Origin of the sequence: Chitinibacter fontanus, from assembly GCF_013423785.1 — a bacterium.
Classification (GTDB): domain Bacteria; phylum Pseudomonadota; class Gammaproteobacteria; order Burkholderiales; family Chitinibacteraceae; genus Chitinibacter; species Chitinibacter fontanus.
In genome coordinates this window covers 507,315-528,620 of record NZ_CP058952.1, presented here as the reverse complement: position 1 = coordinate 528,620, position 21,306 = coordinate 507,315, and the positions used below count along the sequence as shown (strand labels likewise).

24 protein-coding genes are annotated in these 21,306 nt (G+C 48.5%); 15 read left to right on the top strand and 9 right to left on the bottom strand.

Annotation, left to right across the window (positions count from 1 at the left end):
* The first annotated feature begins 9 nt into the window (after window positions 1-9).
* From HZU75_RS02475 to HZU75_RS02465, 3 genes are read left to right on the top strand one after another with little or no spacing between them, the layout of a single operon-like run.
* A complete protein-coding gene (locus HZU75_RS02475) occupies window positions 10-612 on the top strand; it encodes a type II secretion system protein (protein WP_180307635.1) in 603 nt (200 codons plus the stop codon).
* Entirely contained in the window at window positions 609-1,211 is a 603-nt protein-coding gene (locus HZU75_RS02470; protein WP_180307634.1) for a type II secretion system protein, read from the top strand. Before HZU75_RS02475 ends, HZU75_RS02470 begins: the two co-directional genes overlap by 4 nt.
* Window positions 1,212-1,223: 12 nt before the next feature.
* On the top strand, window positions 1,224-1,841 hold the full coding sequence (locus HZU75_RS02465) for a type II secretion system protein (protein ID WP_180307633.1): 618 nt from the start codon (window positions 1,224-1,226) through the stop codon (window positions 1,839-1,841).
* A gap of 9 nt (window positions 1,842-1,850) precedes the next feature.
* Here HZU75_RS02465 and hda read toward each other — a convergent pair whose 3' ends face one another.
* On the bottom strand, window positions 1,851-2,519 hold the full coding sequence (hda, locus tag HZU75_RS02460) for a DnaA regulatory inactivator Hda (RefSeq protein WP_180307632.1): 669 nt from the start codon (window positions 2,517-2,519) through the stop codon (window positions 1,851-1,853).
* A 204-nt stretch (window positions 2,520-2,723) separates the two neighbouring features.
* Between hda and purM the strand changes: the two genes are divergently transcribed.
* The 4 genes from purM to HZU75_RS02440 all read left to right on the top strand — a co-directional run bounded on the left by purM (window position 2,724) and on the right by HZU75_RS02440 (window position 7,166).
* The gene (gene purM / locus HZU75_RS02455; RefSeq protein ID WP_180307631.1) at window positions 2,724-3,773 is read left to right on the top strand and encodes a phosphoribosylformylglycinamidine cyclo-ligase; all 1,050 of its coding nucleotides are present in this window, start codon (window positions 2,724-2,726) and stop codon (window positions 3,771-3,773) included.
* Between the two features lie 132 nt (window positions 3,774-3,905).
* Window positions 3,906-4,541 (top strand): phosphoribosylglycinamide formyltransferase, encoded by a 636-nt coding sequence (gene purN, locus HZU75_RS02450; protein WP_180307630.1) that lies wholly within the window; start codon window positions 3,906-3,908, stop codon window positions 4,539-4,541.
* A 1-nt stretch (window position 4,542) separates the two neighbouring features.
* A complete protein-coding gene (locus HZU75_RS02445) occupies window positions 4,543-5,736 on the top strand; it encodes a DUF3108 domain-containing protein (RefSeq protein WP_180307629.1) in 1,194 nt (397 codons plus the stop codon).
* A gap of 92 nt (window positions 5,737-5,828) precedes the next feature.
* Window positions 5,829-7,166: an RsmB/NOP family class I SAM-dependent RNA methyltransferase gene (locus HZU75_RS02440; RefSeq protein WP_180307628.1), complete on the top strand. Its 1,338-nt coding sequence runs from the start codon at window positions 5,829-5,831 to the stop codon at window positions 7,164-7,166.
* Between the two features lie 89 nt (window positions 7,167-7,255).
* On the opposite strand, the gene HZU75_RS02435 is transcribed toward HZU75_RS02440, so the two are convergent.
* The 7 genes from HZU75_RS02435 to HZU75_RS02405 form a co-directional block, all read right to left on the bottom strand.
* Window positions 7,256-7,681, bottom strand: a complete 426-nt coding sequence (locus HZU75_RS02435; RefSeq protein ID WP_180307627.1) for a ClpXP protease specificity-enhancing factor — start codon at window positions 7,679-7,681, stop codon at window positions 7,256-7,258.
* A 137-nt stretch (window positions 7,682-7,818) separates the two neighbouring features.
* Window positions 7,819-8,424, bottom strand: coding sequence for a glutathione S-transferase N-terminal domain-containing protein (locus tag HZU75_RS02430; protein ID WP_180307626.1), 606 nt, complete (start codon window positions 8,422-8,424; stop codon window positions 7,819-7,821).
* A gap of 254 nt (window positions 8,425-8,678) precedes the next feature.
* Entirely contained in the window at window positions 8,679-9,437 is a 759-nt protein-coding gene (locus HZU75_RS02425; protein ID WP_180307625.1) for a cytochrome c1, read from the bottom strand.
* Window positions 9,438-9,447: 10 nt separating this feature from the next.
* Complete coding sequence (locus tag HZU75_RS02420) at window positions 9,448-10,803, bottom strand: cytochrome b (RefSeq protein ID WP_180307624.1); 1,356 nt, start codon at window positions 10,801-10,803, stop codon at window positions 9,448-9,450.
* A gap of 11 nt (window positions 10,804-10,814) precedes the next feature.
* Entirely contained in the window at window positions 10,815-11,399 is a 585-nt protein-coding gene (gene petA, locus HZU75_RS02415; RefSeq protein ID WP_180307623.1) for a ubiquinol-cytochrome c reductase iron-sulfur subunit, read from the bottom strand.
* A gap of 130 nt (window positions 11,400-11,529) precedes the next feature.
* Entirely contained in the window at window positions 11,530-11,973 is a 444-nt protein-coding gene (locus HZU75_RS02410) for a hypothetical protein (RefSeq protein ID WP_180307622.1), read from the bottom strand.
* On the bottom strand, window positions 11,970-12,722 hold the full coding sequence (locus HZU75_RS02405; protein WP_228028160.1) for a Nif3-like dinuclear metal center hexameric protein: 753 nt from the start codon (window positions 12,720-12,722) through the stop codon (window positions 11,970-11,972). Before HZU75_RS02405 ends, HZU75_RS02410 begins: the two co-directional genes overlap by 4 nt.
* A 15-nt stretch (window positions 12,723-12,737) precedes the next feature.
* Between HZU75_RS02405 and HZU75_RS02400 the strand changes: the two genes are divergently transcribed.
* Window positions 12,738-13,889 (top strand): Do family serine endopeptidase, encoded by a 1,152-nt coding sequence (locus HZU75_RS02400; RefSeq protein WP_180307621.1) that lies wholly within the window; start codon window positions 12,738-12,740, stop codon window positions 13,887-13,889.
* 88 nt (window positions 13,890-13,977) lie between these two features.
* On the opposite strand, the gene HZU75_RS02395 is transcribed toward HZU75_RS02400, so the two are convergent.
* Window positions 13,978-15,948: a monovalent cation:proton antiporter family protein gene (locus HZU75_RS02395; protein ID WP_180307620.1), complete on the bottom strand. Its 1,971-nt coding sequence runs from the start codon at window positions 15,946-15,948 to the stop codon at window positions 13,978-13,980.
* Window positions 15,949-16,130: 182 nt separating this feature from the next.
* Here HZU75_RS02395 and HZU75_RS02390 point away from each other — a divergent pair, with 182 nt between their 5' ends.
* The 7 genes from HZU75_RS02390 (at window position 16,131) to hpf (ending at window position 21,267) form a co-directional block, all read left to right on the top strand.
* Window positions 16,131-17,099 carry a KpsF/GutQ family sugar-phosphate isomerase gene (locus HZU75_RS02390; protein WP_180307619.1) on the top strand — a complete coding sequence of 323 codons (969 nt, stop codon included), beginning with the start codon at window positions 16,131-16,133 and terminating at the stop codon, window positions 17,097-17,099.
* Window positions 17,100-17,166: 67 nt separating this feature from the next.
* Window positions 17,167-17,682, top strand: coding sequence for a KdsC family phosphatase (locus HZU75_RS02385; protein WP_180307618.1), 516 nt, complete (start codon window positions 17,167-17,169; stop codon window positions 17,680-17,682).
* 39 nt (window positions 17,683-17,721) lie between these two features.
* Entirely contained in the window at window positions 17,722-18,291 is a 570-nt protein-coding gene (lptC, locus tag HZU75_RS02380) for an LPS export ABC transporter periplasmic protein LptC (RefSeq protein ID WP_180307617.1), read from the top strand.
* Window positions 18,245-18,760, top strand: coding sequence for a lipopolysaccharide transport periplasmic protein LptA (lptA, locus tag HZU75_RS02375; protein WP_180307616.1), 516 nt, complete (start codon window positions 18,245-18,247; stop codon window positions 18,758-18,760). Before lptC ends, lptA begins: the two co-directional genes overlap by 47 nt.
* A gap of 5 nt (window positions 18,761-18,765) precedes the next feature.
* On the top strand, window positions 18,766-19,488 hold the full coding sequence (gene lptB, locus HZU75_RS02370) for an LPS export ABC transporter ATP-binding protein (RefSeq protein ID WP_180307615.1): 723 nt from the start codon (window positions 18,766-18,768) through the stop codon (window positions 19,486-19,488).
* A gap of 21 nt (window positions 19,489-19,509) precedes the next feature.
* Window positions 19,510-20,910, top strand: a complete 1,401-nt coding sequence (locus tag HZU75_RS02365; protein WP_180307614.1) for an RNA polymerase factor sigma-54 — start codon at window positions 19,510-19,512, stop codon at window positions 20,908-20,910.
* A 30-nt stretch (window positions 20,911-20,940) separates the two neighbouring features.
* Window positions 20,941-21,267 carry a ribosome hibernation-promoting factor, HPF/YfiA family gene (gene hpf, locus HZU75_RS02360; RefSeq protein WP_180307613.1) on the top strand — a complete coding sequence of 109 codons (327 nt, stop codon included), beginning with the start codon at window positions 20,941-20,943 and terminating at the stop codon, window positions 21,265-21,267.
* Window positions 21,268-21,306: the final 39 nt, after the last annotated feature.

The window sequence follows — 21,306 nt, the reverse complement described above, 5'->3', positions numbered from 1 at the left end:
GTGTGCACAATGAAATATCACCAACAAAAAGGTTTTACCTTGGTCGAGCTGGCAATTGTGCTGGTGATCATTGGTCTGATTCTGGGAATGGCTTTTAAAGGTAAGGATCTGATCGATGGAGCCAAAGTAAAAAATATGCAGGCGCAATACAACAAAATTGTTGCTGGCTTTAATATTTATTACGAAAAATATGGCGCGTATCCAGGTGATGGCTGTGCCAGCGCGCCGGCCGCAGGGGCGACTACTTGCCCTACAACTGGGCGCAACGGTTTGATTAATGGTGCGTCAGAAACCGCTGCTGCGATCACACTGCTACAGAATACCAATATTTTAACTAGTGCCGATCTGCGCAGTGTATTTGGGCAGGATTGGGTGATTTCCGATTCTGCGGCCACGCAAACTGGTTATGCCAACAATACTAATTATTTAACACTCACCAGTACCGCTACGGCGGCCGCTGATGTGCGTTTTGTTTGCGCACTTGATCGATTAATGGATGATGGAGTCAATACGACGGGGATTGTACGCAGTGTTGGCGTCACGTATTCGGCCACCGACGATTGCTGGGCTTTGTCTGGTCAAGTTTCAATTGGTATTCGGGTGCTGCCATGATGCGCCGCAATCAGGGTTTTACGCTGGTTGAGCTAGCGATCGTGTTAGTTATTATTGGTCTGATTCTGGGGATGGCGTTCAAGGGCAAAGACTTGATTGATGGTGCCAAAGTCAAGAATATGCAGGCGCAATACAATAAAATCGTTAGTGGAATTAATATTTTTTACGAGAAGTATGGTTTTTACCCTGGAGATGGCTGTACTACTGCCACCCCTGCAACGGTGGCGGCGTGTAACGGCACCCGCAATGGACAAATTGACAATGGTGCTGAAGCCGATGCATTTTGGGTCTTGTTAATTGATGTGACCAATATCTTACAAAGCGCCGATCGGCGCAGTGTATTAGGCCAAGATTGGACGGTCTGGAATCGCTCCGGTGCGCTGTGGTTGGACTTTGCCGGTGCAGCCAATGCCGATATGCGTTTTATTTGTGCGCTAGATCGATTGATGGACGATGGTGATGCTAATACAGGCGTCGTTCGTGATGGTGATCCCGCCACGACTGCTCCCTATGCATCTAGCAGTAATAGCTATTCTGCGGCAACTGATTGCTGGAGTTTGTCGGGTCAGGCTAATGTTTTGATAAAAGTGATGCCATAAGAGGGGGTTGTTATGCGGATGAAGCAAAATGGATTTACCTTGGTTGAGTTGGCTATTGTGCTTGTGATTATTGGGCTGATTTTGGGAATGGCGTTTAAAGGTAAGGATTTGATTGATGGCGCCAAAGTAAAAAATTTGGCAGCGCAACATAATAAAATCGTCGCTGGTATAAATATATTTTACGAAAAGTATGGCTCTTATCCAGGCGATGGTTGTGGGGCCGGCCAACCCACCGCAGGCACTGCCGTGTGTACTGGGACTAAAAATGGTTTGATTGAATCAGGCAATGAAGCTGTCGCTTTTTGGGTGGCATTGATCGACCGAAGTAATATTCTTACTAATGCAGAACGACGTAGTGTTTTTGGGCAAGACTGGGAGGTTTGGAATAGCACTGGCGCGGGTAATCCGAGTTTTGCAGGCACACGGGCTGTTGCAGGAAGTTGGCTCGATTTGCCGGGGAGTGCCCAAGCTGATCCTAGGTTCGTATGCGCTTTAGATCGTCAAATCGATGATGGTGAGTCCGGTAGCGGCATTGTTCGTGATGCCGATAGTACAACATCGTACACGGCAACTTCGGATTGCTGGGCCTTAAGTGGTCAGGTCAATGTGGTGATGCGCCTATTGCCTTAAGCCGCGAATTTAGTACGTGTTATTTTTTAAGGCTTCTCGAATGAGAGGCAAGGTGATTTGGCGCTGTTTTGACAGCGCCATTTCATTAATTGCTTCTAATTGGAGGTATAGATTGGGTAAGTCTCGGGCAGCGTGGTTGAGTAAATATTCACCTAGTTCACGCTGTAGTTCAAAGCCAAGATGGCGCGCACGGCGCTGTAGGGCGGCAATCTTGTCTTCATCAGAGAGTGATTTGAGCTGATAGACCAAGCCCCAGCCCAGACGAGTGGCCAAATCGTCTCTGAGCGCTAACAGCATTGGCGGTAAGGTGCCGCTCACGAGAATCCTGCCGCCGCCTTCGCGTAAGGTGTTGTAATGATCAAATAGCACAATCTGCTGCTCGGCATCTAGGCTTTCAACATTATCGACCAGCAATGCCGCGTTACCGTCCACGTGTTGAGGTAGCATTTCTTCACGTGCATTAACAAAGTAAACGGCATATTGATGATTGAGTTTGGCCTCACTCGCGCTGAGCAAATGGCTTTTTCCTGCGCCACTTTCTCCCCAGATATAGAGTGCACGCACGTCACCCTGCGCCCACTCCCCAAGTTGGAAGAGTAGCTCTGCATTTTCTCCACGCACGAAATCATCAAAGGTACGCGGAGCGGGTAACAATAAATCTAACAGTAATTGCTTCATTTAGGCGTGTAGCGAGCAAGAAATCACGTTGTATGCCTTATTTGGCAAGTAAGAGGGCGGGTCTTGGCAATAAAGGCTTGCTTTGACATCGATTTAATACGAAAACTAAGATCAACAGATGCAGCTAAATGCGATAAAATACCGCGTTTAGCAGATCTGGCGCGTATTTTAACCTACAGCGCCGCCCACTACGAGGCCTTTCCCGTGAGCGACCAAAATCTCAAGCAAAGTCTGAGCTACCGCGACGCCGGTGTTGATATCGACGCTGGTGACCAGCTCGTTGAAAATATTAAACCATTTGCCAAGCGCACCATGCGCCCTGAAGTGCTCGGTGGCATTGGTGGTTTTGGTGCGCTGGTTGAAATCAGCAAAAAATTTAAAGAGCCTGTTCTGGTTTCCGGCACTGATGGTGTGGGCACCAAATTGAAATTGGCTTTTGATTTGAACCGTCACGACACCGTGGGTATCGATCTGGTCGGCATGAGCGTGAACGATATTCTGGTACAAGGCGCTGAGCCATTGTTCTTCTTGGATTATTTCGCTTGCGGCAAATTGGATGTAGATAGCGCAACTGAAGTGATCAAAGGCATTGCTTACGGCTGTGAACAAGCTGGTTGTGCTTTGACGGGGGGTGAAACCGCTGAAATGCCGGGCATGTACCCTGTTGGCGAATACGATTTGGCTGGCTTTGCCGTTGGCGTGGTTGAAAAATCAAAAGTCATTACTGGCCAAGACATTAAAGCGGGTGATGTGGTGCTTGGTTTGGCATCCAACGGCGCACATTCAAATGGCTACTCTTTAATCCGTAAAATTTTGGCTTTGGGTCAAGTTGACTTTAACGCTGAATTTGACGGTGGCCGTTCATTGGCCGATGTGGTGATGGCACCAACGCGCATTTATGTGAAGCCATTATTGAAACTGATTGATACTTTAACGGTCAAAGGCATGGCGCATATTACCGGCGGTGGTATCACCGAGAATGTGCCGCGCGTATTACCAGAGAATGTGGTTGCGCAAATCGACGCAGCGAGCTGGACCATGCCAAAACTGTTCACTTGGTTGCAAGAGCAAGGCAATGTGGCGCAGCAAGAAATGTACAAAACATTTAACTGTGGCGTTGGTATGGTTGTCATTGTGGCGGCGGAAGATGCGGCTGCAGCGACTGCGTTGTTGCAAGCTGAGGGTGAAACAGTTTATCAACTGGGCGTGGTTCGTGAGCGCGTAGGGGATGAGCACCAGACCCAAGTCGCATAATTGACGTCAGTCTGAAAAAGGCGAGGTCAATGACCTCGCTTTTTGTTTTTATAAAATCGCAAATACCAATATAAGGTATTGCCACGAATATATTGAGGTATATGGAATTAAAGCATATACCCCGGGTGATGCATGAAAAATATTGTAATTCTGATTTCTGGCCGTGGCAGTAATATGCAGGCTATTGTGAATGCACAAATTGCTGGCGCACAGATTGCCGCGGTGATTTCGAATCGCCCTGATGCAGGTGGTTTGGCATGGGCTGCTGAACGTGGCATTGAGACGGCCGTATTAGATCACAAACAATTTGCCGATCGGGAAAGCTTTGATTTGGCGCTGGCCAATTTAGTCGATAGCTATAGCCCTGATTTACTAGTACTGGCCGGATTTATGCGTATTTTGACTGCGGGTTTCGTTAATCGCTACAGTAACCGCCTGATTAATGTCCATCCATCACTGTTGCCGGCATTTACTGGCCTGAACACGCATCAACGCGCTATTGATGAGGGCGTTAAGCTGGCGGGTTGCACGGTGCATTTTGTGACGGCGGAGCTCGATCATGGCCCGATGATTGCCCAAGCCGCCGTGCCTGTGCTCGATGATGATACGGCAGAAACCCTGGCTGCCCGGATTCTTGTGCAAGAGCATCAACTTTACCCTCAGGCGGTAGCTTGGTTTGTGGCGGATCAATTGCAAGTTGTAGATGGGAAAGTAAAGCTGGCTGCGCAAGTGCGGGCTGATATCGCTGTGCGAGCACCTAGTATTTAAAATGATGAGCAAATACGCTTGGTGGGCTCTGGCACTCTCAATTGGCTTGCATCTGGCTTCGATCCTGAGCGAGCCACTGCTCAATTGGCTAAGCTATCGCCAAATTGATGACCCTGAGTTAAAAAAAACCGAGCGCAAATTGGCGGCTCAATCAATTGATGCTGAAGCAGATGATAGTGCCACAGCGCAATTGAAAGGCGTTAAGCCCGCTCAGCAGCAATACGTATTACTAAAACCCATGGCGGCACAACCTGCTGAGAAACCCAAGCCAGCAAGGGTGCTAGCAAGTCCTTCCGCCAAAGTAGCGCCAGTCAGCCTGATAGCCAAAGAAAGTGCCAGTAAAGTGACGTCGGTACAGTGGACTGCCGCGAGTGGGGGCTCCGCATCAATTGCTATCCAAATTGCATCGGAAATGCAGCTGAAGATGGCGAGCCAAGCCAGCGAAGTTGTCGGCGTTTTGGCAAGTGCGGCTTCAAAAAGTAAGCGTATTGCCAGTGCAGCCTTGGCAACCAAGATTGATAAAAGTGCGGCCAAGCGTTTTCCGCGTGAGGTTAAAATTGAATACCGATATATGGGCTTTCCTGCCTACTTGCAGTGGCATTTGGAGGCGGGGCGCTACGAGTTACAGCTAGATGTGCCAATTCCGGGGCATGCGCGGCGCTTTATTAGTCGCGGTAAGATCGATAAGCACGGCGTGATGCCGGAACAATTTATCGAATACCGCAAGCAATTTGAAACCCCAAAATATGATGTGCGCTTTGACTGGGATAAAACGGAGGTTACGCTCAGTGAAGGCAGTAACCAAAAGGTTGAACCCTTTGCGCCGGGTGATCAAGATTTAATGTCGGCTGCATTGCATTTGGCATTGATGGGCGGCAGTCAGGCTAAGTATGAAATGGCACTATTCTCTGGTCGTAAGCGCTATCCTGACGTGCAATTTGAGCTCAAAGGTGAAGCTAAGTTAAAAATTGGTGAGCAGGAAATTACCGCGCTACTGATGAGCTCACGCACAGGTGATCGACAAGTCGATTTCTGGCTAGCGCCTGATTGGAATAATCTGCCCGTGCGCATGGTGATCAATTTTGGCAAAGATGGCAGTTATGATTTATCTGCCTACAATGTAAGTTTGGATGGCAAAAAAGTATTGGAGTGGGTGAACCCTAGTTTGCAAGCTCCTGGTGCAAGGCGCCCTTAGTTGATGGTTGTGACTATAACCGTAATGAATATGCTGATCTCCGTTGGCATACTGTGCCGATTTCTCGGCAAGATTGAATAAAGAGAGTATTTATGACACCAAAGCAATTATCTGCCACGCTTGATATTTTAAATTCGGCGCTGGGTTTTAACGCCCCTGCAGATGCCGTGGTCTCGCGTCATTTTCGCGAAAATAAAGATTTAGGGCATAAAGACCGGGCGGTGATTGCAGAAACGGTATTCAGTATGTTGCGCCATTTGCCACAACTGGAGTGGATCGCTGGTAGTACCGAGGCTCGCTTAGCCAGCACGCGCGAGTTATTGCTTGCCTATTTCACACGGATCAAGCATCTAAATGTGCGTGAATTGCCATCAGTATTTACCGATGAAGATAAAGAACGAGCGGGTGCGATGAAGGGGATGGCACTGCGCGACGCACCACTCAATGTGCGTGCGGCTATGCCCCAATGGTTGGTGGATGCCATGCTCGCAGAAGGTCAAACCGAAGAGCAGGTTTTAGCTATGGGTTTGGCGATGTTACAGTCCGCGCCGCTCGATATTCGTGTGAACAGCATTAAGGCAAAGCGTGAGGCTGTCGCGGCAGAGTTAAAAGCCGCGGGCGATATCAATACCATGCCAACGCCGTATTCGCCGTGGGGGCTCCGCGTGGAAGGCAAGCCTGCAATTAATAAATACAAATGCTTTATTGAAGGCCGTGTTGAGGTGCAGGACGAAGGCAGCCAATTGTTGGGTCTGTTGTCCGGTGTGAAACGCGGTCAGATGGTGACTGATTTCTGCGCGGGTGCGGGTGGTAAAACCTTGCTGCTTGGCGCGATGATGCAAAATACCGGTCGTCTGTATGCGTTTGATGTCTCTGAAAAACGCTTGGCTAATCTAAAACCACGCTTAGCTCGCTCTGGCCTGTCGAATGTTAATCCACAGTTGATCGCGTCGGAAACCGACCAAAAGATCAAACGTCTGGCTGGTAAAATGGACGTTGTATTGGTCGATTCTCCATGTTCGGGTATGGGCACATTACGCCGTAATCCAGACCTGAAAATGCGCCAATCGGCGGCAAGTGTCACCGAGCTGAATGAAAAACAGCGTGCAATTTTGAAATCGGCCTCACGTTTGGTAAAAAATGGCGGGCGCTTGGTGTATGCCACATGCAGCTTTCTACAAAGTGAAAATCAAGCAATCGTGCGCGAGTTTCTCGCCTCGCATCCGGACTTCCAGTTGCTCGATGCACGCGAATTATTGGCCAAGGAGCGTGTGGAGATCGCGTTGCAGGATGAATATTTGCAATTGACCCCGGCACAACATCAAACCGATGCCTTCTTTGCCGCGGTATTGCAGCGTGTTTCTGCCGAGAAAGCGAAAGCACAGGAAGAGTCTGCGATGTTGTCAGCCGAGGACGAAGCGGCTGAATAAGCGTTATTGCCTGTCAGTGAATAAAAACCCGCTATATGCGGGTTTTTATTTGTAGTCACATTGATGATGTAGAGCTACCGCAGTAACAATTACTTAACCACTCGTAATTGCGGGCGGCCACTTGGGCGAGGCGGCGGATCTTGTGGTGGTTCATCGTGCGAGCTAGATTCCGGGGCTGATTCGGGCTGCCCTGCTGCTTCGTTGCCTTCGTATTCAAACCCCATGCCTTCGCCATTTTCACGTGAGAAGATCGAAATCACCGCGCCAACCGGTATTTCAATATCACGTGATACGCCATTGAAGCGGGCAGAGAAACTGATAAAGTCATTGGCAATAGTGAGATTGCGGCAGGCGTTATAGCTTACGTTAAGAACAATTTCGCCATTCTTCACGTATTCCATCGGCACTTGCATTTTGCCGCGAACAGCGACGACGAGATAGGGTGTGAAACCTTGATCTGAACACCATTCATGAATGGCACGGAGTAAATACGGTTTGGTCGATACAGTTTGCATGGTCGGCCCCGCAAAGTAGAAGAATATTTCGCAATTGTAGCAGGCTTACATTAAGTGGTTGTAAATCTGCCGTTGAATACGGATTGAATGCAAAAGGCCCCGCAAGCGGGGCCAAGAAGTGTTGTATTTTTGCTGCTTTATTTGCGCATCGCTTTTTCATTTGCCGTTAGCGACTCAATAAATGCTTCGCGGCTAAATAGACGTTCGGCATATTTCATTACCGGTACCAGTCCTTTGGTAACTTCAATGCCATAGTGTTCAAAGCGCCAGAGCAATGGGGCAATTGCCACGTCGAGCATCGAGAACTCTTCACCGAGAATATACTTTTGTTTGGTGAAAATCGGAGCGATTTGGGTCAGATTGTCGCGGATTGCGGCGCGTGCAGCTTCAAGCGCAGTTTTTTTCGCGCTGGCATCTTCCAGTGTTTTTACATGAATAAACAATTCACGCTCTAAATTGAACAGCATCAAGCGGGCACGAGCACGCATCACCGGATCGGCGGGCATCAATTGTGGGTGTGGAAAACGCTCATCAATGTATTCATTAATGATGTTTGATTCATACAACTGCAAATCACGTTCCACCAGTACAGGGACTTCATTGTATGGGTTCATTACTGCCAGATCTTCTGGTTTGCTGTGAATATCCACATCAAGAATTTCAAAGTCCATGCCCTTTTCGAATAGCACAATACGGCAGCGGTGGCTAAACGGGCAGGAAGTACCAGAGTACAACTTCATCATGGTGGGAGAGTCCTTTGTAGGTAGCAAAACAATAGGTGCAATTGTAATGATATTGCATTGCAATAGCTATTAAAACACCGATAAGTCATTGATAATAATGAATTAAATTGTATTTTGTTGTTTTTGGCGCTTAATGAGTTGAGTTGGGTTTTTGGGTGGGGTATTGCTCGGTAACCCTTTGTGAGCTTGGCTTTTTGGCATATACATGAAAAAAGGGCGGTTAAACCGCCCTTTTGTTTGCTAGTTACTAACGCTTAGTGAACATCGCGCCAGTATTCTTTTTTCAGCAAATAAGTAATTGGGATCAGGAACAAGATCAGGAACAGCAATACGCCGTAGCCAATTTGTTCACGTTTCACTTGAGCTGGTTCTGCCATGTATGACAGATAGTTGACCAAGTCACCGACACGTTGATCGAATTCGTGATTATCGAATTGACCATTTTCGCCGCCACGAGTCAGTAAGCCTGGTTTAACTAGTTTCAGGGTTTTCTCGGCGTGCGGGCCTTCACCTTTGATTTCCAGCACTTGTTCACCCTGCAACTCCCACAGTACGTGTGGCATACCTACTTTATCAAACACCAGATTATTCCAGCCTGTTGGGCGAGTGTCATCACGGTAGAACGAGCGCAGGTAGCTATAGAGCCAATCGGTGCCGCGTGAGCGTGCGATCAAGCTCAGATCCGGCGGCGTTGCGCCAAACCATGCTTTGCCATCTTTCGCAGCCATGGCTACTTTCATCTGATCGCCCACTTTTTCAGTGGTGAACATTAGGTTGGCTTTGATTTGCGCTTCAGTCAAACCGATGTCTTGCAAACGGTTATAACGCATGACTGCGGCACCGTGACACGACAAGCAATAGTTAACGAACGTTTGTGCACCACGCTGAATGCTTTCCGCATTTTTTGGATCAATCGGTGCTTTATCGAGATGAATGCCTTCGCTGTTCGCAAAGCTTTGACCAGCGATAGTCAAAGATGCAATGGCGAGGAGGCTAGCGAGCGTTTTTTTCATGGCTGTCTCCTTAAACCACATGAGCGAACAAGTAAGCGCCACCGATTGCAATGGCAACATAAACCAAGAACATCATTTGCTGTTTGCTAGTTGAGAATGTCACACGCTCAGGTACTGGCGTGCATGGTTTCTCGTTCTTGGTGTAGAAAGGCATACCCAAGAAGAAAGCAAAATAGATAAATGACAGAATCTGAGCAATAACCGTACGAACATTCGTTGATGGCATTGCACCCAAGATGCCCAAGCCAATAAATGCGATCAGGAACAGTACCAACATCACTTTAAAGCTAGTTGGACGATAACGGATTGATTTAATCGGTGAGCGATCAAGCCATGGCAGGAAGGCGATCAATACCACTGCACCACCCATGCCTAATACACCCCAAACTTGGGTGCCAAGGAATGATGGAATTGCACGCAAAATAGCGTAGAACGGTGTGAAGTACCAAACTGGTGCAATGTGGGGAGGCGTTTTCAGCGCATCAGCGGGGTCGAAGTTAGGATGCTCCAAGAAGAAGCCGCCCATTTCAGGTTTGAAGAACAAGATCGCGCAAAACACTGCCAAGAACACCGCTACGCCGAAAATGTCTTTCACGGTGTAGTACGGGTGGAATGGAATGCCATCACGTGGGATGTGTGTTACTGGATCTTTGTTTTTCTTGATTTCAACGCCATCTGGGTTGTTAGAACCCACTTCGTGCAGTGCTACCAAGTGGGCTACAACCAGTGCGAGCAGTACCAAAGGTACGGCAATCACGTGCAGCGCAAAGAAGCGATTCAAGGTGGCATCAGAAACTACGAAGTCACCACGAATCAGCACTGACAGGTCAGGACCAATTACAGGAATCGATGCGAACAAGTTCACAATAACTTGCGCGCCCCAGAATGACATCTGGCCCCAAGGTAGTAGGTAACCCAAGAAGGCTTCAGCCATCAAGATCAGGAAGATTAGTGTACCAAATACCCAAACCAGTTCACGTGGTTGCTTGTATGAGCCGTAGATCAGACCACGGAACATGTGTAGATACACTACCACGAAGAACATCGATGCACCGGTTGAGTGCATGTAACGGATAATCCAGCCACCCGCCACATCACGCATGATGTACTCAACTGATGCGAAAGCTACCGAAATGTTGGTGCCCGGAATCAGATTGCCATCAGGCTTATAGTTCATCGTCAGGAAAATGCCGGTCACGATCTGGATCACCAGAACGAGCATGGCTAATGAACCGAAGAAGTACCAGAAGTTAAAATTCTTTGGTGCGTAATATTCGGATACGTGTGCTTTCCAAGTGCTAGTCAATGGAAAACGCTCGTCAACCCAGTTTAATAGTTTTTCTGGTAATGCTTGCTGATTGCTCATGACTTAGCCCCTTATTTGTCTTCGCCGACCAGAATTGTCGAGTCGGTGAGGTATTTATGCGGAGGGATAACCAAGTTGATTGGTGCTGGTACGCCAGAGAAGACGCGACCAGCCAAGTCGAACTTGGAGCCATGACAGGGGCAATAAAATCCGCCAACCCAGTCTGGACCCAAATCGGCCGGCGCTAGGTCTGGGCGGAAAGTCGGTGAACAGCCCAAGTGGGTACATACCCCGGTGGCCACCCAAATTTCTGGCTTGATCGAGCGAGTTGCATTATGGCAATACTCAGGCTGATCGCTGGCATCAGATTTCGGGTCGAGTAGCTTAGGATCATTTTTAGACAGATCTTTTAGCATTTCTGGAGTGCGATTAACCACCCAGACTGGTTTCCCGCGCCATTCAACGGTGATTTTTTGACCTGGTTCGAGTTTGCTGATATCAACCTCGACAGGTGCACCGGCCGCTTTTGCGCGCTCGGAAGGAAAAAAGCTGGCGACAAAAGGTACTGCAACCCCTGCTGTCGCAACCGCGCCCACTGCGCTGGAGGCAATTAATAAAAATCGCCGTTTGCTATTATCTACTTGCTGCTCACTCATAACCCAATCCCTGATTTGTAGGAACGCAATAATTCTTAAACCGCCAAATTGTACCCGAATGCAGTAGGGAACTTAAAGCACTCTAGGCCGTCTTAGTAGACCTTTTCCAAAATAAAGTATAAAAAACCGATTAATTGGTCACATAACGTGCCAATTCTTCATTCAATTTATCCAATACATGCGGGGTAATGTCTTCCACTTTCTCGTTCTTGGTGGCTGGGTAGCTGATTTGAAAGACTTTGGCGCTTAATTGCCAGCCTTGGCTTGCCTGAGTGAGTGTGTACTGGATTCTGGCTTCGGTCGGAATATTGGCTTTACTTACTGTAGAGCTAAATTCCAGGCGAGTATTGCTACGACTTAATACCTTCATCCCTTTACTAGTTCGAAAGCGAACAATATCTTCGATCACGGCTTTATTGCTGCGACCGACAATCAGAACACTGGGCACGTTTGGTTGCGCTTTTGCGACAGGTTTGGGTTCGGTCTGAGGTGTTGGTGCTGGTGGTGTGCTGCATGCGCTTAGCAAAATGCTGCTGATTAATAGGCATAGCCACTGAGATGTCTGTTTTTTCATACAGGGTTATCCAAGTCGAGGTGTGTATGCTCAAGATTAAACTCTTGGGCTAAATGTTTACCTAATGCCTCAATGCCATATCGTTCTGTTGCATGATGACCTGCTGCAATAAATGCAACACCACTCTCTTGCGCCAAGTGTGTAACAAATTCCGACGCTTCTCCCGTGAGGTAACAATCGATGTCTAAATTGCTCGCTTCGCGGAAATAGCTTTGTGCCCCACCGGTACACCAGGCAATAGTGCGAATGGCTTTACCCGGATTGCCAATCGTTAGTGGGGGGCGTTTGAGTTGTATCGCCACATGCTGGCTAAAGGTGTCTAAGGACATAGGAACTGGCAGCTCACCGCGCCATACTAGCTCTTGTTCGCCAAAGCGTGCGGTTGGAATCAGGCCTAATTTTTGTGCCAGCTGTGCGTTGTTACCCAATGTTTCGTGAGCATCAAGTGGCAAGTGATAGGCCAAAAGATTGATGTCAGCAGCGAGTAGTTTGGCAATACGCTGTTTTTTGGTTCGGACAATTGTTTGATCTTCACCTTTCCAGAAATAGCCATGGTGCACCAAAATTGCATCAGCGCTTTGGCTGATCGCCGCATCGATTAAGGCTTGTGAGGCGGTTACCCCGGTGACGATCTTGTTAATTTGATCTTTGCCCTCAACTTGTAAGCCATTAGGGGCGTAATCTTTGAATCGCGCCACTGCAAGCAGTTGTCCGATATAATTTTCTAATTCTTGGCGTTGTATTGGCATAAAGATAAACGTGATATGAAAAAACTTTGGCTCATTTTCGCACAAACTACCACTATCGGTCTGGCGATCTGGTTCTTGGTTACCTTACTGAAGCCGGAATGGCGTTTGCCGGTAGCACCGCAAACTCCGGTTGTAACCGTGAAAGAGACACAAGCGACAGCTTCTGCTCCCGCAGAATTATCGTATAGCGCTGCCGCAAAAAAGGCCAAGCCTTCAGTAGTGAATATTTTTACATCGCAGCAAGCGCGCCAGCCGCGTAATCCCTTGTTGAATGATCCATTATTTCGACGCTTTTTTGGTGACCGCGGGCAAGATGAAGATGGGCAACGGCCATCTAGCTTAGGTTCGGGCGTTTTGGTGTCTTCGCAGGGCTATATCGTCACCAATAATCATGTGGTTGAGGCGGCTGATGAAATTGAAGTCGCGCTCGCCGATGGTCGTACTGCTAGTGCCAAATTGATTGGTAGTGATCCGGATACTGATATTGCCGTGATTAAAATTGATCTGTCCAATTTGCCAGCGATTAGTTTTGCCGACGCCGACAAAGTTGAGATCGGTGATGTAGTGCTGGCCATTGGTAACCCATTTGGTGTTGGACAAACGGTGACGATGGGGATTGTGTCAGCGCTGGGGCGCTCCGAGCTGGGGATCAATACCTTTGAAAATTTTATCCAGACCGATGCTGCGATTAATCCAGGTAATTCGGGTGGGGCCTTAATTGATACCCGAGGTAATTTACTCGGCATTAATACGGCGATTTACTCAAAAACGGGTGGTTCTTTGGGGATTGGTTTTGCGATCCCAGCAACGACCGTGAAACAAATTATGGAGGCGCTGATTAAGGATGGTAGTGTCACGCGCGGCTGGTTGGGGGTAGAGGTGCAGGATGTTACGCCTGAGTTGGCGTCATCGTTTCGCTTGAAAGACACCAAGGGGGCGCTGATTGCTGGCGTGGTGCGTAACGGCCCAGCGGCTAATGCGGGCATCAAACCTGGTGATGTCTTGTTATCGATTGACGGAAAAGAGGTCGTTAATTCGGCCAAAATGCTTGATATTATTTCGGCCTTAAAACCTGAGCAGGTGGTTCCGATGAGCTATGTGCGACAGGGTGAACAAGTCGATGCCAAAGTTGAGCTTGGCAAACGACCAAAATTCAATCGTCGCTAGGGTATATTGCTGAGAAACAGATTCATATTGGTTTTTCGGCTTATACTGCTTAATGTATGTGGGCTCTAGGTTATTACTTGGAGCCCATTTATTTGCCTTGTAGTAATAGCATTTCAGCTGCAGCCAAGTTTTCTGGCACCCCCAGTAGCACCATCACATCGCCGTTTTGTAGCTGAAAGTCATCGCTTGGCTGCGCTGACGCACGATTCTTACGGCGGATGCTACGCACTTCTACATCCAGCTCATTGAGCGCCAATTCACTAATGGTAAAGCCAATGGCGTGAGCATTTTGGGTGAGTTGCACGGTATGCAAACGCGCTTGATGACGGTCGGATTCATCATTGTCTTCATGCGTGCCGCGATAGAATCCACGAATCATTTGATACCGCGCTTCACGTACTTCGCGAATACGTCGCACTACTTTGTTGAGAGGAACACCGAGTAGCATCATGGTGTGCGAGGCGAGCATCAAACTGCCTTCCATTATTTCTGCCACAACTTCGGCGGCCCCGGCGTTTTTGATTAAATCAATGTCGCTATCATCTTGAGTTCGAACGATAACGGGTAGCTCAGGGCGAATCTGGTGAACCACTTCTAGAATTTTCATGGCCGAATGTGTGTCGGCATATGTGACGATTAAGGCTCGGGCGCGCATTAAACCTGCGGCAATCAGTACCTCGCGCTTGGCTGCATCGCCAAATACCACCGACTCACCCGCGGCGCCGGCTTCGCGTACTTTTTCCGGGTCCAAATCTAAGGCAAAGAAGTTAATGTTTTCCGAGTGAAGAATCCGCCCTAGTGATTGTCCACTCCGGCCATAACCGCACAGTATGACGTGCCCGGTGTTGGCCATGCTACGCACCGCAATTTGGTGCAGATTGGCTGCAAGGTTCATCCATTCGGAGCTGGCAAGGCGTAGTACCAATTTATCCGAGTGTTGGATCAGAAATGGTGTGACCATCATCGAGACTATGATTGCCGCAATGGTGCTTTGCAGTAACTCGTTGGGCATCAAATTTTGTCCAGCTGCTAATGCCAATAAAACAAAGGCAAACTCACCGCCTTGCCCGAGGGCGAAACCAGTCCGCCACGCAGCACCAGCCGAGTTGCCAAATAACTTGGCGAGCCCGGTAATAATTAGAATTTTGATAGGGCCAAGTACCACCACCAGTAGCAAGATCAGCGGCCATTGTGATAGCAAAATCGCAAAGTTAAGGTTCATCCCGACGGTGACAAAAAATAGGCCAAGTAGCAGATCGCGGAATGGGCGAATGTCGTCTTCAACCTGGTAGCGATATTCAGTTTCTGCAATCAGCATCCCCGCTAAGAAAGCTCCCAGTGCCAATGACAAACCAGCCAATTCGGTTAGCCAGGCAATGCCAAGGGTGATGAGCAGGATGTTGAGCATAAACAGCTCGCTCGAATGTTGCCGAGCGACCAAATTAAACCAAGGGCGCATCAACTTCTGCCCCAGCCACAGCAATAAAGTTAAGACGATAAAAATCTTTAAAGCCGCAAAGCTAAGTGAGGCCGCTAGTGCTTCAGCAGGCTGACTCAATACCGGAATCATGATCAGGAAAGGAACGACGGCCAAATCTTGAAAGAGCAAAATGCCAAATGCATTTTGCCCGTGCGGGGCGTGCAGCTCATTGCGATCGGTGAGCAATTTGGACACCATGGCAGTTGAGGACATTGCCATTACGGCGCCTAAGGTCAGGCCGACCTGCCAGCTTAAGCCTAAAAGAATGACTACACTGCCCACCAGTAGCAACATGGCTAGTACTTGACTCAGGCCCAGTCCAAATACAATGCGGCGCATGGCGTTGAGTTTGGCAAGGTTGAATTCTAGCCCCAAGGTGAACATCAAAAAAACTACGCCAAACTCGGCTAAATGGCTTGCTTCTTCGCTGGATGGAATCACTCCCAGCGCGTGTGGCCCAATGATCATGCCGATTAGCAAGTACCCGAGCATTGGCGGGAGTTTGATTTTTCGGCAAATCACCACGGTAAATACCGCAGTGGCAAGTAAGAAGAGTAGGCTTTGTAAATTTGAAGACATACCGCGCTAGTGAGTCTCGTTGTGTAGGGTGAAGAGGCTGACCTAGTCCAGTAAATAATGCTAAAGACTAATTAGTTTGATGTAAGTATAACTGAAGCGAATAGTATTTATTAGCAGATCGCTGTTACAGACTGCAGAGGTCTTTTATAATCCGAGCTCAAAATTCACTGGTGAGGGCTTGAATGACGCAAACTGCATACCATAGCGCCTGCCGCGTTTTGGAGATGGAAGCTGCAGCAATTTCAGCAACTGTAGCTCGGCTTGATGCCGAGCAATTTAATCGTGCCTGCGAAATGATTTTGGCCTGTACTGGGCGTGTTGTGGTGATGGGGATGGGCAAATCAGGGCACATCGCGCGCAAAATTGCTGCCACGATGGCCAGTACCGGTACGCCTGCCATGTTCGTTCATCCAGGGGAGGCCGCTCATGGTGATTTAGGTATGATTACGCGCCAAGATATTTTGCTGGTATTGTCAAATTCGGGCGAGAGTGATGAAGTTTTGGCGATTCTGCCTAGCTTAAAGCGCTTGGCAACGCCCATTATTTCGCTGACTGGTAATCCTAATTCAACGCTGGCAACACAAGCTCAGGTGCACCTTGATGCAGGGGTACAAGAAGAAGCATGTCCTTTGAATTTGGCTCCAACCGCTAGTACTACGGTTGCTTTAGCTTTGGGCGATGCCTTGGCCGTGGCATTGCTTGAGGCACGTGGATTTCAGGCGGATGATTTTGCACTTTCGCATCCGGGCGGTAGCCTAGGGCGCAAACTACTGGTGCATGTGCGTGATTTAATGCATGCAGGTGATGCCTTGCCCGTAGTGCAAACCACCATGAGTTTGCGTGATGCTTTGCTAGAAATCAGTCGCAAAGGGATGGGGATGACCGCGGTGGTCGATGAGCAGGGGCTGCTACAAGGTGTGTACACCGATGGTGATTTACGCCGTACCTTGGATCGAGATTTTGATTTGCGAACTACGCTGGTGTCGGAAGTGATGACCCGAAATCCTGCTACCATAGAGGCGCAGCGGCTCGCAGCTGAAGCTGCGGCAGTGATGGAAACGCGTCGAATTAATGGTTTGCTGGTCGTTGATGCTGGCGTTCTGGTCGGTGCTATTAATATGCATGACCTACTTCGCGCTAGAGTGGTTTAAAGGGGTATATCCCTGTGAGCCAAGTTTATACTAATGTTAAGATTAATACCCTGCTAGGGGTGGAAAAATGATTGAACGGGCAAAACCAGTAAAATTAATGATTTTTGATGTCGATGGTGTGATGACCGACGGTAGTTTGTATTTTTCTGACTCAGGCGAAGAAATGAAAGCATTTAATTCGCTCGATGGGCATGGAATGAAAATGCTGCAAAATAGCGGGGTGAAATTGGCGATTATTACCGGACGCACTTCTCGTTTGCTTGAGCATCGAGCGCGAAATCTGGGCATCGACTATTTGCACCAAGGCTCACACGATAAATTGGCTTCCTTTAAAGCTTTGATCGAGCAAGTTGGAGTGAGCGAGCACGAGTGTGGGTTTATGGGGGATGATGTCATTGATCTGCCTGTAATGCGTCGCGTTGCATTTGCCGTGTCGGTGCCAGCTGCTCCCGAGTTGGTGCAGCAATATGCGCATTATGTCACTGGCCGCCAAGGCGGTGCTGGCGCGGTACGCGAAGTATGTGAATTAATCATGGCAAGCCAAGGAACGCTGGATGCAGCTTTGGCTCCATACCTGCAGTAAGGCGATATTTTGCGTAGCCTGACTATTTGGGCCTTGCCCATGATGCTATTGTTACTGGTTGCTGCCCTAATCCTGGGTTTGAGCCGTGCGGCAATAGATATGGTTTCGACCAAGAAAATTGATCCGAATACGCCAGATATGATTACCCAGCGTGGTGTATTGGAGCGTTTTGATGTGGCGGGGCTTAAGCGATCCGAGTTGATTGCAAGCGAAGTGCGCCACTTCCGTGCCGAAGATACGCTGCTGTTTAATCAGCCACGTTTGGTACAAACGGATCCGGGTAAGCCTGTGATGACGGTGACTGGTGTGCGCGGGAAAAGTATCTTCAAAGCTTCGCAAATCTGGTTCTATGATCAAGTGGAATTGCGTCGCGCACCATTCGGCACGCAAGCAGAGCTCATTATCCATAGCCATGACGTGTTTTTGAATCAAGCAACGCATCAAGCTAGCTCCGATGCCCCTGTGGTGGCAGATATGGGGCCGCATCATGCTGAGGCAGTTGGGTTTGTTGCTGACAATAGCGCACAGACTCTTTTATTAAAATCTAAGGTAAAAATGACCTATGTTCCGACCGCTCGTGCTGCCCTTGTTGGCACTGCTACTCAGTAATACCGTTTCAGCTGAAACCGCCGATCGTGAAAAACCGATGAATATCGTCGCAGATAATTGCGCTTTAGATCAGAAAACGCAGCAAAGTGTTTGTACCGGGAATGTGGTTGTCACACAAGGGACCATGGTGGTTCGTGCCGATAAGCTGGTGACTCGCCAAGACGAGCAAGGCAATCAGTTTGCCCAAGGTGAGGGGCGTCCGGTGCGCTTTAAGCAAAGACTAGATTCGGGTGAGATGCTGGATGCTGAGGCGTTGCGCTTTGATTATGACGGTGCGAAAGGTTTTATGGTGTTGATGGAAAAAGCTTGGATTAAACGTAATCAGGATTTAGTTGTGGGTGACAAAATCACTTATGACATGAATACCGAGTACTACCAGGCGCAAAGTAAATCGGGTGGACGTGTAAATATCACTCTGACCCCTAAGAAAAAAGCCTCTGAAACCGCCAGCAAGCCCGTGAGCAAATAAAACGCATGAGCACTCTTAAAGCCCAGCATTTGCAGAAAAGTTATAAGAAACGCACTGTAGTGCGCGATGTATCACTGGAAGTCAGTAGTGGTGAAGTGGTTGGTTTATTGGGTCCCAATGGAGCCGGCAAAACCACCAGCTTTTACATGATTGTCGGTCTGGTGCGGATGGATCAGGGCACCATCGAGCTCGATGGTGTCGACGTGAGTCAGCAGCCGATTCATAAGCGCGCTCGCTTAGGATTGGGCTATCTGCCCCAAGAGGCCTCGATTTTTCGCAAAATGACTGTGGCCGAAAATATCAAATCGGTGCTGGAGCTGCACTACAGCGATAAAGCGCAAATTATTGAGCGCCTAGATGAATTATTACATGATCTGCATGTGGGGCATCTACGCAATAGTAATGCCATGAGTTTGTCCGGTGGAGAGCGCCGCCGTGTCGAGATCGCGCGTGCGTTGGCGTCTAACCCACAATTTGTCTTGCTTGATGAGCCATTTGCCGGTGTCGATCCGATTGCGGTGATTGATATTCAGCGCATTATTGGCTTCTTGAAAGAGCGCGGAATTGGGGTGTTGATTACCGATCATAATGTTCGCGAAACGCTCGGTATTTGTGACCGTGCTTATATCATTTCAGAAGGCTCGGTGATGGCAGCTGGTAAACCGGCTGAGATCGTGAATAATGAAGATGTTCGTCGCGTATATCTGGGCGAACACTTCCGAATGTAATTTCCTCCTTGTGCTGGATTTATGAAGCAATCTTTGCAGCTGCGCATGTCGCAGCAGCTCAATTTAACGCCACAATTACAGCAGTCGATCAAACTGTTGCAGCTTTCTACGCTCGATTTTAATCAGGAAGTTGAGCAATACTTGGCAGATAACCCGTTGCTAGAGAGGGAAGAGTCGGCTGGTGACTCGCCGGACTCCCTCGAGGTCGCCGCTCCTGAGACGACTGACTCCAGTACGGATCATGTGGATGATTTGGATGGACTTCGTTGGGACGAGGTAAAAAATGGTGGTTCATACGACGAGGATGATGAGCACGACCCCACTTTACGAGTCGCGATTGAATTAAGTTTGCGTGATCATTTATTGGCGCAAGCCCGTCTGATGGGGCTTTCTGCGCGTGATCATGCCCTGCTTGCCTTGTTAATTGAAGCCTTGGATGAAGATGGCTTACTCACGCAAGACTTAGAGGAAATTTTTGCGCAATTACCTGCTGAAATAGTGCAGGAGCTTGAGCTTGAAGTTGATGAGTTGCGAATCGCACATCAATATTTAATGCAGCTCGAGCCGCTGGGGGTTGGCACTCGATCCTTGTCGGAATGTCTGTTGCTGCAATTGAAATCTGCTCCCAATACTCCTGAGTATTTGTTGGCGCGTCGCTTAATTGAGACTGGATTGGAGTTATTAGCGATCCGCGATTTTGCCAAGCTAAAAAAACAGTTTCAATGTGATGATGATCAATTGCGTCAGGCTCAGCAGATTATCCGGGCCTTGAACCCTAGACCAGCGGCCAACTGGGGCGCGGATACAACACGTTATGTCGTGCCTGATGTGCTGGTGCAAAAGTTACGTGGTCGCTGGACTGTGCGCCTGAATCAGGCTGCGCAGCCCAAAATTAAAGTCAATGAAATGTATGCGCGGCTGTTGCAAGGTGAAGTTGGAGACAATCTTGCTAGCGCTTTGCAAGAAGCTAGGTGGTTGATTAAAAGCATAGAACAGCGTGGCAGTACGATTTTGCGGGTGGCCCAAGCGATCGTTGCGCGGCAGCAAGCGTTTTTTGAATATGGCGAAGTGGCCATGAAACCGCTGGTGCTGCGTGATATTGCTGAAGAGCTCGATTTACACGAATCAACGATTTCGCGCGTGACAACGCAAAAATTTATGCTGACACCGCGCGGCGTTTTGGAGTACAAATACTTCTTCGGTAGTCATGTTGAAAACGACAGCGGCGGCGAAAATTCAGCAACATCGATCAAAGCTTTGATCAAACAACTGGTAGCACAGGAAAATCCAAAGAAACCATTATCGGATAGTGCTATAACAGAAGAACTCGCAAGGCAAGGTGTCGCAGTAGCGCGGCGCACCGTTGCCAAGTATCGGGAGGCGCTGAACATTGCGCCTGCCAGTCAGCGCAAAAGCCTATAAAAAGGCGATATAAATCGAAGGAGCAATATTATGAACCTCAACATCAGCGGTCATCATCTTGAAGTTACTCCAGCTATCCGTGAGTATGTCACTAGCAAAATCGAGCGCGTGGTACGTCATTTTGACAATGTGATCGATGCAACAGTGATTCTTTCGGTAGACAAACTGCAGCACAAGGCCGAGGTCACAGTACACGTGAGCGGCAAAGACATTCACGTTGAGGCTATTGAGGAAGATTTGTATGCCGCCATTGACGTTCTGATGGACAAATTAGATCGTCAGGTGGTTAAACACAAAGAAAAACAATCATCACATCGTGGTGAAGCTCTCAAACACCAAGCGGTGGTTGAAGAATAATTCGTTGCGTAAGCAATACAACGGGAACGCCGCGAGTCG

What these genes read in the sequence shown, in the direction of transcription:
- HZU75_RS02385 (WP_180307618.1), top strand. Translation starts at nt 17,167, where the DNA reads ATGATTGAACGGGCAAAACCAGTAAAATTAATGATTTTTGATGTCGAT.
- HZU75_RS02465 (WP_180307633.1), top strand. Translation starts at nt 1,224, where the DNA reads ATGCGGATGAAGCAAAATGGATTTACCTTGGTTGAGTTGGCTATTGTG.
- HZU75_RS02395 (WP_180307620.1), bottom strand. Translation starts at nt 15,948, where the DNA reads ATGTCTTCAAATTTACAAAGCCTACTCTTCTTACTTGCCACTGCGGTA.
- HZU75_RS02405 (WP_228028160.1), bottom strand. Translation starts at nt 12,722, where the DNA reads ATGCCAATACAACGCCAAGAATTAGAAAATTATATCGGACAACTGCTT.
- lptC (WP_180307617.1), top strand. Translation starts at nt 17,722, where the DNA reads ATGATGCTATTGTTACTGGTTGCTGCCCTAATCCTGGGTTTGAGCCGT.
- petA (WP_180307623.1), bottom strand. Translation starts at nt 11,399, where the DNA reads ATGAGTGAGCAGCAAGTAGATAATAGCAAACGGCGATTTTTATTAATT.
- HZU75_RS02410 (WP_180307622.1), bottom strand. Translation starts at nt 11,973, where the DNA reads ATGAAAAAACAGACATCTCAGTGGCTATGCCTATTAATCAGCAGCATT.
- HZU75_RS02390 (WP_180307619.1), top strand. Translation starts at nt 16,131, where the DNA reads ATGACGCAAACTGCATACCATAGCGCCTGCCGCGTTTTGGAGATGGAA.
- HZU75_RS02440 (WP_180307628.1), top strand. Translation starts at nt 5,829, where the DNA reads ATGACACCAAAGCAATTATCTGCCACGCTTGATATTTTAAATTCGGCG.
- HZU75_RS02430 (WP_180307626.1), bottom strand. Translation starts at nt 8,424, where the DNA reads ATGATGAAGTTGTACTCTGGTACTTCCTGCCCGTTTAGCCACCGCTGC.
- HZU75_RS02475 (WP_180307635.1), top strand. Translation starts at nt 10, where the DNA reads ATGAAATATCACCAACAAAAAGGTTTTACCTTGGTCGAGCTGGCAATT.
- HZU75_RS02365 (WP_180307614.1), top strand. Translation starts at nt 19,510, where the DNA reads ATGAAGCAATCTTTGCAGCTGCGCATGTCGCAGCAGCTCAATTTAACG.
- hda (WP_180307632.1), bottom strand. Translation starts at nt 2,519, where the DNA reads ATGAAGCAATTACTGTTAGATTTATTGTTACCCGCTCCGCGTACCTTT.
- HZU75_RS02435 (WP_180307627.1), bottom strand. Translation starts at nt 7,681, where the DNA reads ATGCAAACTGTATCGACCAAACCGTATTTACTCCGTGCCATTCATGAA.
- hpf (WP_180307613.1), top strand. Translation starts at nt 20,941, where the DNA reads ATGAACCTCAACATCAGCGGTCATCATCTTGAAGTTACTCCAGCTATC.
- lptB (WP_180307615.1), top strand. Translation starts at nt 18,766, where the DNA reads ATGAGCACTCTTAAAGCCCAGCATTTGCAGAAAAGTTATAAGAAACGC.
- lptA (WP_180307616.1), top strand. Translation starts at nt 18,245, where the DNA reads ATGTTCCGACCGCTCGTGCTGCCCTTGTTGGCACTGCTACTCAGTAAT.
- purN (WP_180307630.1), top strand. Translation starts at nt 3,906, where the DNA reads ATGAAAAATATTGTAATTCTGATTTCTGGCCGTGGCAGTAATATGCAG.
- HZU75_RS02400 (WP_180307621.1), top strand. Translation starts at nt 12,738, where the DNA reads ATGAAAAAACTTTGGCTCATTTTCGCACAAACTACCACTATCGGTCTG.
- HZU75_RS02445 (WP_180307629.1), top strand. Translation starts at nt 4,543, where the DNA reads ATGATGAGCAAATACGCTTGGTGGGCTCTGGCACTCTCAATTGGCTTG.
- HZU75_RS02425 (WP_180307625.1), bottom strand. Translation starts at nt 9,437, where the DNA reads ATGAAAAAAACGCTCGCTAGCCTCCTCGCCATTGCATCTTTGACTATC.
- HZU75_RS02420 (WP_180307624.1), bottom strand. Translation starts at nt 10,803, where the DNA reads ATGAGCAATCAGCAAGCATTACCAGAAAAACTATTAAACTGGGTTGAC.
- HZU75_RS02470 (WP_180307634.1), top strand. Translation starts at nt 609, where the DNA reads ATGATGCGCCGCAATCAGGGTTTTACGCTGGTTGAGCTAGCGATCGTG.